The sequence below is a fragment of the Burkholderia sp. MSMB1498 genome (assembly GCF_001526245.1).
GTDB classification, from domain to species: Bacteria; Pseudomonadota; Gammaproteobacteria; order Burkholderiales; family Burkholderiaceae; genus Burkholderia; species Burkholderia savannae.
The window spans coordinates 108,894-120,254 of the sequence record NZ_LOYJ01000101.1; the positions used below are offsets into that span (position 1 = coordinate 108,894).

The following is an 11,361-nucleotide window of genomic DNA, read 5'->3' on the forward strand; positions in this document are numbered from 1 at the left end:
TTTTTCGGGGCGCGGCGGCCGCTCCCGCTTCTTTCGTTGGTGCGCACCGCAATGAATCAGCCGTTGCCCGTCACCGTGCTGTCCGGCTTCCTCGGCGCCGGCAAGACCACGCTGCTCAATCACATCCTCGCGAATCGCGCCGGCCTGAAGGTCGCCGTGATCGTCAACGATCTCGCCGCCGTCAACGTCGATGCGACGCTCGTGCGCGACGCGGCCGAGCTGTCGCACGTCGAGGAACGCCTCGTCGAAATGTCGAACGGCTGCATCTGCTGCACGCTGCGCGACGATTTGCTCGTCGAGATCCGCCGCCTCGCGGCCGAAAACCGCTTCGATGCGATCCTGATCGAATCGACCGGCATCGCCGAGCCGATGCCGATCGCCGAGACCTTCACGTTCGTCGACGACGACGGCTCGACGCTCGAGGATGTCGCGCGCCTCGACACGATGGTCACCGTCGTCGACGCGTTCAACTTCCTGCGCGACTACGCCCGCGACGACGCGCTCGCGGAACGCGGCCTCGCCGCGACCGACGAGGACGACCGCACGCTCGTCGAGCTGCTGATCGAGCAGATCGAATTTTGCGACGTGCTCGTCGTCAACAAGGCGGATCTCGTTGACGCCGACGCGCTCGCGCGCCTGCAGCGCATCCTCGCGAACCTGAATCCGCGCGCGCGGCAGATCGTGAGCCGCTTCGGCGACGTGCCGCTCGCCGACGTGATCGACACGAAACTCTTCGACTTCGACGCAGCCGCGAGCGCGCCCGGCTGGCTCGCGTCGCTCGAGCATCGGCATGACTACGACGAAGACGAGCACGGCCAAGGCAATGGGCACGTGCATGGCGAAGCCGACGAATACGGCATCGGCCACTTCGTCTATCGCGCGCGCCGGCCGTTCCATCCGGAGCGGCTGTGGACGCTGCTGCACGAAGAGTGGAAGGGCGTGCTGCGCAGCAAGGGCTTCTTCTGGCTCGCGACGCGCAACGACATCGCCGGCTCGCTGTCGCAGGCGGGCGGGGTGTGCCGGCACGGTCCGGCCGGGCACTGGTGGGCGGCGCAGGACCGCGCCGAATGGCCGGAACAGGGCGACGAACTGTACAACGAGATCGTTGCCGACTGGCACGGCGACCTCGCCGATACGTCGATCGGCGATCGCCGACAGGAACTCGTGATGATCGGCGTCGGGCTGGATGCGCCCGCGTGGCGCGCGAAGTTCGATGCGTGCCTGCTCACCGACGCCGAATGCGCGCAAGGCAAGGATGCGTGGGCAAGCTACGCGGACCCGTTCCCGGCATGGGACGTCGACGATCATGACCACGCCCATGATCATGATCACGGCCATGACCATGATCACGATCACGGCGACGACGCCGAAATCGTCCACCGCCACTGATCGTCAAAGATTGAAAAAGACAATGCGGCGCGGCAAAAAAGCCGCGCACAAAAGAAAAAACCCGCTGGAACCAGCGGGTTTTTCGTTCGCGAAAGCTCGTTTCAGCGCTTGTTCACTGCGTCCTTGAACGCCTTGCCCGCCGTGAACTTAACCGTCTTGGCTGCCGGGATCTTGATGGTCTCGCCCGTCTTGGGATTGCGGCCGGTGCGCGCTGCGCGCTTGCCCGAGCCGAAGCTGCCGAAGCCGATCAGTTGAACTGAGTCGCCTTTCGACACAGACTTCTTGATCACTTCGAGGAGCGTGTCCAGCGTTTCGCCGGTTTGAGCCTTGCTGGCGCCCGTCTGGGCGGCGACGGCGTCGATCAGTTCCTGTTTGTTCATTAAGGTTCCTTTCCAGGTTAGGTTGACACGAACAGCGCGAACGCGCCGATTATACGTGCGCGAACCGTGCCGTCTATAGTGTGTGGCAACGGCACAGCGCAAAGTATTGCGCCGCGCAACGCACCGCCGGGTTTGCCTCCTGGCAGCTCCGCGATACGGCGCTTGCTATGATAGCGCAGCGCAAACCCAATAACGACAAGGGTTTCAAAGATTTTCGAGCGAATTTTGTCGAGTTAGACGCGTTCCGCGCGGGTTTCGAGTCGCGCCAACCGGCTTCGCCGCTGCCCGGCCGAAGCCCGCGCGTGGTTTCGTTGGATTTTGCCAACGCCAGGCGGGACGGGGCTCACGCGGCGGTTCGCCGCAATTTCGCCGCCTTCTTTATTGTTTCGCATGCCCGATCGAATCGTTCCGGCGACGCTCGTCTTCCGCGAAGACGGCACCGTCGTCTCGCCGCTCTACGGCGACATCTACCATAGCGCGGCCGGCGCGCTTGCTCAGGCCGACCATGTGTTCATCCGCGGCAACGACCTGCCGAAGCGCTGGCAGCACGAGCAAACTTTCACGATTTTCGAGACAGGATTCGGCACCGGCTGCAACTTTCTCGCGACGTGGGCCGCGTGGCGCGCGGACCCGTCTCGCTGCGAGCGGCTTCACTTCGTGTCGGTCGAAAAGCACCCGTTCGCGCGCGACGATCTGCGTCGCGCCGCCGCGCATATCGTTGCATATACAACCATTGAGCCGCTCGTCGACGAACTCGCGAACGCGTGGCCCGCGCTGACGCCAGGCGTGCATCGCCTCGAATTCGACGGCGCTCGCGTGACGCTCACGCTCGCGTTCGGCGACGCGCTCGACGTGCTGCCGAATCTCGTGCTGCGCGCAAACGCGTTCTATCTCGACGGCTTCGCGCCGACGAAGAACGCGGATCTATGGTCGCCCGCGATCTTCAAATCGCTCGCGAAACTCGCCGACGACCATGCGACGTTCGCGACGTACACGAGCTCGGGCGCAGTCAAGCGCGCGCTAGACGAAGCGGGGTTCGCGTGTCGGAAAGTTGAAGGCTTCGCGGGCAAGCGCGCGATGCTCGTCGGCGAATTCGCGCCGCGCTGGCGCGTGCGGCGCCATGAGCCGCCGCGCGCGCTCGACGTCGGCACGCGCGATGCGCTCGTGATCGGCGCGGGGCTCGCGGGATGCGCGGTCGTCGAACGGCTTGCGGCGCGCGGCTGGCACGTGACGCTCGTCGAGCGGCGCGAACGGATTGCGAGCGAGGCGTCCGGCAATCCCGCCGGCGTGTTCCATCCGATGATCGCGCGCGACGACAACCTCGCGTCCCGACTGTCGCGCGCCGGTTTTCTGCATGCGCTCGGACGCTGGCGCGCGCTCGAGCGCGCCGGACACGCGTTCGCGCGCAGCACGCGGGGCCTCGTGCAGCTCGCGACGTCGGACGACGAATTCGAGCGGATGCGCGACACCATCGATGCGCTCGGCGTGCCGGCGGAGCTCGCGGCGGCGCTGTCGCGCGACCAAACGCGAGCGCTGCTGCAAACCGAGGTCGCGCACGGTGGCTGGTGGTTTCCGCAAGGCGGCTCGATCAGCCCCGCCGCGCTCGCGGCCGCGCAGTGCGCGGCGGCCGGCGAACGGCTCGTGCGCATCGCCGGCGTCGAAGTCGCGCGGCTCGAGCGCGGCGGCGACGGCCGCTGGCGCGCGCTCGACGCATCGGGCGCGACGCTTGCACAGGCGAGCGTCGTCGTCGTCGCGAACGCGGCCGACGCCGCGCGCGTCGCGGGCCTTCGGCACGCACCGACGCAGCGCGTGCGCGGCCAGTTGACGCTGCTGCCGCCGGGCAGCGCGCCCGCCGTGCCGCTGCCCGTGATCGGCGACGGCTACGTCGTGCCGCTCGCCGACGGCGTCACGCTGACGGGCGCGACGTACGAGCCGGACGATGCCGACACGGCGCTGCGCGAAGCGGGCCATCGCGAAAACCTCGAACGGCTCGAGCGGCTGCTGCCCGCTTTTTCCGCGACGACGCTCGACGCGCGCACGCTTGCGGGGCGCGTCGGCTTTCGCTGCGTCGCGAGCGACCGGCTGCCGCTCGTCGGCGAGTTGCCCGACGAAACGGCGGCCGCGCGCAATGCGGCTGCGCTCACCGGCGCGAGGCTGCGCGACGTGCCGCGCGCGGCTGGCCTGTACGGCGCATTTGGCTATGGCTCGCGCGGGCTCGTCTGGGCCTCGCTCGGCGCCGAGCTGATCGCCGCGCAGATCGAAGGAGAGCCGTGGCCGCTCGAACGCGAGCTCGCCGAAGCGATCGACCCGGCTCGCTTCCTCGTGCGCGCATTGCGTCACGGGCGCGCCGACTGACTCATCGAAACCGGCTCACTATCTGGACAACCGAGCGCTTTTGCGCGACGTGCGGCCGAAGAAATTTCTCGACCTCGTCACAGAAACGCGAGCCGGTTATCCACGCAACCCTGTGGATAACCAAGCGAATTCCCCGCTCGTTCACTGTGCAACCGATGTGGACGTAAACGGGGTAACTACGCGCCACCGCACAGACCCGAAAAAGTTGATCATCGAAACTCTGTGCGGACAAACAGGCTGTGCATTCGGTTATGCGCACCGCAAGTTCCTGATCTGTCGACGTAAACGCTGGTTGTCCACAGAAAAACGGGCGCTTTGTTAACTCTTACTATGTATGTATACAGGTTTACCTTAGGATAAAGACGCTAGCCTCCTGCGGTCGGCTAACCGTTTGCCCGATTTCGGTTCGGACCGCAATAGCTGTGGCACAATCGGTCTCCTTCACGCACGTCATGGCACGGCGCCATGCTTGCATCAACGGAACGGTCGGCTCGAATTCGGATCTGAGGATTTGAGATCGCGCTGCCCATTCGCACACGCCAGGCCGACCCAGATCGGCTGCAGGCCCGACTGACCGTCGCACCCTTTTCAGCGACGCGGGCTTACCCCATGTCCTAGCGGTCGTACAGAACAACGAACGACGGGGCAACCACTCATCCAGCGCGCATCATTCGCTCGACTCGCTCGATCCGCGTCGCCGGAGGTTGCCTTCCAAAGGAGAAGTCACCACGATGAAGTCAGCGTTCTCGTTTCTACCCAACTGGCCGCTCGCCCCGGATGCGATCTTCTGGGCCGGCTTCGCGCTCTTCGCAGCAGGCCTCTGCGGCGAGCTCTGCTATCGAGCATGGCGCCTGCCGCGCATCACCGGCTACGCGGTGATCGGCCTCATCGCAGGCTCGTTCGGCTTCGGCGTGATCGATGCGAGCACCGACGACACGTCGCGGCTCCTCGTCAACGTCGCGCTCGGGCTGCTGCTGTTCGAACTCGGCAGCCGGCTCGACTTGCGCTGGATTCGCCGCAATCCGTGGCTCATCGCGTCGAGTCTCGCCGAGGCGACGCTCACGTTCGTACTCGTGCTCGCGGTGCTGCTGCTCCTCAAGGTGCCGGGGATGATCGCGCTCGTGCTCGCGGCGATCGCGATCTCGACGTCGCCCGCGATGGTGATCCAGCTGAAGACCGAATTGCGCGCGGAAGGGCAGGTGTCGCAGCGGCTCATCACGCTCTCCGCGCTCAACAGCGTCTACGCAGTCGTGCTGACGAAGCTCGTCACGAGCTGGCTGCATCAGGAAGCGTACGGCAACGTGTTCGCGACGATCCTGCAGCCGATCTATCTGCTCGCCGGCTCGTTCATCGTCGCGTATCTGTTCGCTCGTGCATGCAATTATCTGTTCAGGCACGTCGCCGCGACGATGCGCGACGAGCATTCGTTCGTCGCGCTGTTCGGTCTCGTCGTGCTGGCGATCGCGGTTGCGCAGGTGCTCAAATTGTCGACGATGCTCACGCTCTTGCTCGCCGGCATCATCGTGAAGAACCTCGAGGCGCGCCCGCAGCTTTGGCCGGAGCACTTCGGCACGGCCGGGTGGCTGCTCACCGTGATCCTGTTCGTGCTGACGCTCACGTCGTTCGCATGGCAGGACATCGTCGCGGGCGGACTCGTCGCGGGCGCGCTGATTGCGACGCGCTTCGTCGCGAAGCTCGTCGGCGTGCTCGCGTTCGCGAAGCCGAGCGGCCTCGGCGTCAAGCAGGGCGTTGCGCTCGGCTTCTCGCTCGTGCCGATGTCGGCGCTCGCGTATCTGCTCGTCGACGATACCTACCAGCTTTACCCGAATTTCGATCCGCGCCTGCGCGCGGTCATCATGTGCTCGATCGTCGTGCTGCAACTGATCGGGCCGCTTGTCGTCTATCGCAGCCTGTCGGCCGTCGGCGAACGGCGTGACGCCACCTGATCCGCGCGTTCGACGCTTCCCGTCCCGTTATCCGGAACCACGCCATGGCACTCGAAACCTTTGTCAATTCCGAACCGTTCACGTTCGGCATCGAGCTCGAAATCCAGATCGTCAATACGCACAACTACGATCTGACTAAAGCGTCGTCCGACCTGATGCGGCTCATCAAGGATGCGAAATTTCCCGGCAACATCACGCCGGAGATCACCGAAAGCATGATCGAGCTGTCGACGGGCATATGCCGAACGCACGATCAGGCATTGGGCGAACTGCACGCGATCCGCGACACGCTCGTCAGCGCGGCCGACCAATTGAACGTCGGTCTCTGCGGCGGCGGCACGCACGCGTTCCAGCAATGGAGCGAGCGGCAGATCTTCGATGCGCCGCGCTTCCAGTACATCTCCGAGCTGTACGGCTATCTCGCGAAGCAGTTCACGGTGTTCGGCCAGCACGTGCACATCGGCTGTCCGGACGCCGACAGCGCGCTGTTCCTGCTGCATTCGATGTCGCGCTTCATTCCGCACTTCATCGCGCTTTCGGCGTCGTCGCCGTACGTGCAGAACGTCGACACCGGATTTCATTCTGCACGCCTGAATTCCGTGTTCGCGTTCCCGCTGTCGGGCCGCGCGCCGTTCGTGCTCACCTGGCAAGGCTTCGAGGAGTACTTCACGAAGATGGTGAACACGGGCGTCGTCAACAGCATGAAGGATTTCTACTGGGACATTCGCCCGAAGCCCGGCTACGGAACGATCGAGGTGCGCGTGATGGACACGCCGCTGTCCGTCGACCGCGCGGCCGCGATCGCGTGCTACATCCAGACGCTCGCACGCTATCTGCTGATCGATCGGCCGCTCAAGCTGTCGGAGGACGACTATCTCGTCTACACGTTCAACCGCTTCGAGGCGTGCCGCTTCGGACTCGAGGGCACCTGCGTGAATCCGCAGACGGGCGAGCGCCGGACGATCGCCGAGGACATCCTCGACACGCTCGAGCGCATCGCGCCGCACGCGGCGGCGCTCGGCTCGCGCGCGGCGCTCGACGAGATCGGCGCGCTCGCGAAGGCGCGCGTGAACGACGCGTCGTGGCTGCGGACGATTTTCAAGCAGGAAAAATCACTGAACGAAACGGTTCGCCAGCAATGTCTGCGGTGGCGGGAATGAAAAATAGTTTTTCAAATCTTCGCAGCCGGCGAGCACAGGTTTAGGTTTACCTCGACGTATACGTATGTAAACGTAGTAGTAGTTAACAAGCGTCGGCCGATTCTGTGGATAACTTGATATTTCGCCGCAAAGTCAAAGGCCTGTGGCATTGACAACGCTGCGGATCGAGTAAGAATTCCGGCGGATGCGCGGGGACGGAATTTTTTTCGGCGAGCCTGTGCTCCGAGTTGTCAAGAAACGACACACAGTTCATTCCTGTGCTTATTCAGGCGTTATCCACAGATTTGATGGGATAACTTAGCTGTGCGATTTTCCGCTCTCGCTTAGAATGTCGGCTTCGCGGTGGTCGGCGCCGACGGGGGTGCTGAAACCGCGTGCAGGTTCGCGGCGTGTGCCTCGCGGCGAACATGTCGGGTGCGCTCGGCCGGGCGCGCCCTTTTGAGACAGAGATCGAGACCTGATCTCCCCACAAACGGCCGCCTTCATAAGACGGCCGGCAACAGCGAAAAGACTATGAGCGAAGGTGTTTACGGGAACCAGGCTTCGGGGCGAGTGACCCACAGCCTGTTGCGGTTGAGCACGGCTATGCGGAGCCAGGCATGGGATTGGGCGGAAGGCGCGGGGTTGACGCCGACGCAAGGTGAAATCCTCGTGCTGCTGCTCCAACGCAAGGGGCCGATGCGTCTGGGCGAGATTGCGCGCGAAACGCAATTGACCGCCGCGACGACGAGCGATGCGGTGAGCACGCTCGAGCACAAGGGGCTAGTCGAGAAGCGTCGCGCGCTGGACGACGGCCGCGCGCTCGCGGTGCGCTTGAGCGCGCGTGGCCGCGCGGCGGCGAAGAAGGCGCTGCAGTGGCCCGACTTTCTGTCGAAGGCGGTCGGCACGCTCGGCAGCGACGAGCAGGGCGTGCTGTATCGCGCGCTGTTGAAAACGCTGCGCGAACTGCAGGTCAACGGCGACATTCCGCCGCACCGGATGTGCGTGACGTGCAAGCACTTCCAGCCGGGCAAAGCGGCGCGTAAGCCGACGTACCGTTGTTCGCTGCTCGATCTGACGATGACGGACAGCGACCTGCGTCTCGACTGCGCGGTGCACGAGGAAGCGGACGCTCTGACGCAGAAGAAGACCTGGAAGCTCTTCGCGCAGGCGTGATGCGCGTCGGGCGGCCGCCTGTTCTCGCCGGAGGCGCTGATGAACGCTGAAGCCGTTGCGATTCGCCACGTGCATTTCGAGGACCTCGGGAGTTTCGAGCAGGTGCTCGGCGAGCGCGGCCGGCGTGTGCGGTACGTCGACGTCGGCGGTTCTCGCGTCGAGGCGCTCGACCCGCTCGAGCCGTCGCTGCTCGTCATGCTGGGCGGGCCGATCAGCGCGTACGACGACGAGCTGTATCCGACGACGGCGCCGCTCACGGCGCTCGTCGGCAAGCGAATCGAGGCCGGCTTGCCGACGCTCGGTGTCTGTCTCGGTTCGCAGCTGATCGCGCGTGCGCTCGGCGCACGCGTGTATCCGGCCGCGACGAAGGAACTCGGCTGGATGCCGCTCACGCTGACGGACGCGGGGCGCGCGTCACCGCTGCGCCATGTCGACGGCGCGATCACGTCGATGATGCATTGGCACGGCGACACGTTCGACCTGCCGGCGGGCGCGATCCATCTCGCATCGACGCCGACGTGCCGCAACCAGGCTTTCTCGTGGGGCACGCACGTACTCGCGCTTCAATGCCATCCGGAGATCCGCGCGGACCGCTTCGAGCCCTGGCTGATCGGTCATGCGGGCGAGATCGCGGCAACGCCCGGGACTGACGCGAAACGATTGCGCGAGCAGACTGCGCAGCTCGGCCCGACGCTCGAACGCGCCGCGCGTGCGATGTTCGGCGAGTGGCTCGATTCCGTCGGGCTGTAGGGCCGCCGCGCTTGGCCGTTTTCGGCCGCGCGTATCCGAGCGAATGCGGCAGGTGCGAGGCGCGCTGCCGATCGCGGTACCGTTTCCGTCCAGTTCCATTCCGCGCGTCATGGCGCTCGCGGCAAGCGTGCGCGCCGCGTGCTAACCTCGGTCGCTCGACTTCCTACGTGAGAGCGGCTGCCATGAGCGCGTTGTTTTCTCCGTTCACGCTGCGCGGCGTGACCCTTCCCAATCGCATCGTGATTTCGCCGATGTGCCAGTACTCCGCCGAAAACGGCGAGGCGCGCGCATGGCACATGATCCATCTCGGTCATCTCGCGCTCTCCGGGGCGGGGCTCCTCTGCATCGAAGCAACGGCGGTCGAGCCCGATGGCCGCATATCGCCCGCGGATCTCGGTTTGTGGAGCGACGCGACCGAAGCCGCGCTCGAACCCGTGCTCGCGGCGGTCCGCAAGTATTCGCCGATTCGAGTCGCGATGCAGATCTCGCACGCGGGGCGCAAGGCGTCGAGCGACGTGCCGTGGAACGGCGGGCAGTTGATTCCCGTCGACCGGGGCGGCTGGCAGCCGCATGCGCCGTCCGCGATTCCGCATCGGGACGACGAGCCGCCGCCGCTCGCGCTCGATGCGGCCGGGCTCGAACGCGTGCGCCGAGCGTTCGTCGAATCGGCGAAGCGTGCGGCGCGTCTCGGCATCGATGCGCTCGAAGTGCACGCGGCGCATGGCTACCTGCTGCATCAATTTTTGTCGCCGCTCGCGAATCGCCGCACCGATGCGTACGGCGGCTCGCTCGAGAACCGGATGCGCTTTCCGCTCGAAGTGTTCGACGCGGTACGCGCCGCGTTTCCGGACGATCGTCCGGTTGGCGTGCGGGTGTCCGCGACCGACTGGGTGCCGGGCGGCTGGGAGCTCGACGAGACGATCGCGTTCGCGCACGAGCTGAAGCGGCGCGGCTGCGACTGGATCGACGTGTCGTCGGGCGGCGTGTCGCCGCTGCAGAAGATTCCGCTGTCGCCCGGCTATCAGGTGCCGTTCGCTCAGGCGGTCAAGCGCGCGGCCGGCATGCCGACGGTCGCCGTCGGCCTCATCTCCGATCCCGAGCACGCGAATCGCCTAATCGAAGCGGGCGATGCGGACTTCGTCGCGATGGCGCGCGCGATGCTCTATGATCCGCGCTGGCCGTGGCACGCGGCCGCGAAGCTCGGCGCGACGGTCAGTGCGCCGCCGCAGTACTGGCGTTCGCAGCCGCGCGAGCACAAGGCGCTGTTCGGCGACGCGTCGTTCGGCCAGCGTTGAGCTTGGTGCGCGCACTCGGATTCGCGCGAGGCGTGGGCGAGTGATCGGGGAGTGATCGGAGAGTGATGGGCGGGCAGCGCGCCCGCCGGTTCACTCGCCGATTCGCGGCGCACCGTGATTTCCGCTGATTTCGCGCGGTTTCGAGCGTCGAGCGGCCGTTCGATGTTGAACGAAGCAATCCCGAACGTGTAGGATTCGGGTGATTCGCACTCGGCCGACGCACGGCATGCAATGCCGCATGCGTCGCGGCCGACGAAGCGGCGCGAGCGACATGCGATGCGCGGCGCGATCGTTTCAGTTTCAAGTCGTCTTCAAAGGATTCGTTCGATGAGTTCACGCAGGATCGTGGTACGCCGCTCGGGCGTTCACGGCAAGGGCGTATTCGCCGCGGCGCCGATCAAGGCGGGAGAGCGCGTAGTCGAATACAAGGGCGAGCGGATCTCGTGGAAAGAGGCGCTGCGCCGCCATCCGCACGACCCGAACGATCCGAATCACACGTTCTACTTCGCGCTCGAAGAGGGCGGCGTGATCGACGGCAAGATCAACGGCAACAGCGCGCGCTGGATCAATCATTCGTGCGCGCCGAACTGCGAAGCCGAGGAAGTGGGCGGGCGCGTGTTCATCCATGCGCTGCGCGACATCGACGAGCAGGAAGAATTGTTCTACGACTACGGCCTCGTGATCGATGCGCGCCTGACGAAGAAGCTCAAGCGCGAATACGCGTGCCGTTGCGGCGCGGCGTCGTGCCGGGGCACGCTGCTGGCGACGCCGGAAGAAGACGAAGGCAAGAAAAAGAAGAAGGCAAAGAAAGGCGGCAAGGACAAGGATAAGAAAAAGAAGAAGTGACGCCGCCGCGGTGATGCGATGCGAACGGCGGGCGCGCGCCGCGATTTCGTTCGATAGGACGGCCGAATCGAGACGGGCCGTCCCG

10 protein-coding genes are annotated in these 11,361 nt (G+C 65.4%); 8 read left to right on the forward strand and 2 right to left on the reverse strand.

Annotated features, from left to right (window positions below; translation table 11 throughout):
* Positions 1-51 precede the first annotated feature (51 nt).
* Positions 52-1,389, forward strand: a complete 1,338-nt coding sequence (locus tag WS91_RS22070) for a GTP-binding protein (protein WP_059577903.1) — start codon at positions 52-54, stop codon at positions 1,387-1,389.
* A gap of 101 nt (positions 1,390-1,490) precedes the next feature.
* Here WS91_RS22070 and WS91_RS22075 read toward each other — a convergent pair whose 3' ends face one another.
* Entirely contained in the window at positions 1,491-1,769 is a 279-nt protein-coding gene (locus tag WS91_RS22075; RefSeq protein WP_010100512.1) for an HU family DNA-binding protein, read from the reverse strand.
* A gap of 390 nt (positions 1,770-2,159) precedes the next feature.
* On the opposite strand from WS91_RS22075, the gene mnmC reads away from it, so the two are divergent.
* From mnmC to WS91_RS22090, 3 genes are all read left to right on the forward strand, one after another.
* Positions 2,160-4,124, forward strand: coding sequence for a bifunctional tRNA (5-methylaminomethyl-2-thiouridine)(34)-methyltransferase MnmD/FAD-dependent 5-carboxymethylaminomethyl-2-thiouridine(34) oxidoreductase MnmC (gene mnmC, locus WS91_RS22080; RefSeq protein WP_038750085.1), 1,965 nt, complete (start codon positions 2,160-2,162; stop codon positions 4,122-4,124).
* Between the two features lie 731 nt (positions 4,125-4,855).
* Positions 4,856-6,070: a cation:proton antiporter gene (locus WS91_RS22085; protein ID WP_038750088.1), complete on the forward strand. Its 1,215-nt coding sequence runs from the start codon at positions 4,856-4,858 to the stop codon at positions 6,068-6,070.
* Between the two features lie 44 nt (positions 6,071-6,114).
* The gene (locus tag WS91_RS22090; RefSeq protein ID WP_038750091.1) at positions 6,115-7,230 is read left to right on the forward strand and encodes a YbdK family carboxylate-amine ligase; all 1,116 of its coding nucleotides are present in this window, start codon (positions 6,115-6,117) and stop codon (positions 7,228-7,230) included.
* Between the two features lie 297 nt (positions 7,231-7,527).
* On the opposite strand, the gene WS91_RS34090 is transcribed toward WS91_RS22090, so the two are convergent.
* Complete coding sequence (locus WS91_RS34090) at positions 7,528-7,791, reverse strand: diguanylate cyclase (RefSeq protein ID WP_081989731.1); 264 nt, start codon at positions 7,789-7,791, stop codon at positions 7,528-7,530.
* On the opposite strand from WS91_RS34090, the gene WS91_RS22095 reads away from it, so the two are divergent.
* The 4 genes from WS91_RS22095 to WS91_RS22110 all read left to right on the forward strand — a co-directional run bounded on the left by WS91_RS22095 (position 7,744) and on the right by WS91_RS22110 (position 11,276).
* The gene (locus WS91_RS22095) at positions 7,744-8,385 is read left to right on the forward strand and encodes a MarR family winged helix-turn-helix transcriptional regulator (protein WP_038750094.1); all 642 of its coding nucleotides are present in this window, start codon (positions 7,744-7,746) and stop codon (positions 8,383-8,385) included. The two genes, WS91_RS34090 and WS91_RS22095, sit on opposite strands and share 48 nt — an antisense overlap.
* 39 nt (positions 8,386-8,424) lie before the next feature.
* Complete coding sequence (locus WS91_RS22100; RefSeq protein WP_038750096.1) at positions 8,425-9,135, forward strand: glutamine amidotransferase; 711 nt, start codon at positions 8,425-8,427, stop codon at positions 9,133-9,135.
* Between the two features lie 182 nt (positions 9,136-9,317).
* Positions 9,318-10,430: an NADH:flavin oxidoreductase/NADH oxidase gene (locus tag WS91_RS22105; RefSeq protein ID WP_059577912.1), complete on the forward strand. Its 1,113-nt coding sequence runs from the start codon at positions 9,318-9,320 to the stop codon at positions 10,428-10,430.
* Between the two features lie 327 nt (positions 10,431-10,757).
* Complete coding sequence (locus WS91_RS22110) at positions 10,758-11,276, forward strand: SET domain-containing protein (RefSeq protein ID WP_038750102.1); 519 nt, start codon at positions 10,758-10,760, stop codon at positions 11,274-11,276.
* Positions 11,277-11,361: the final 85 nt, after the last annotated feature.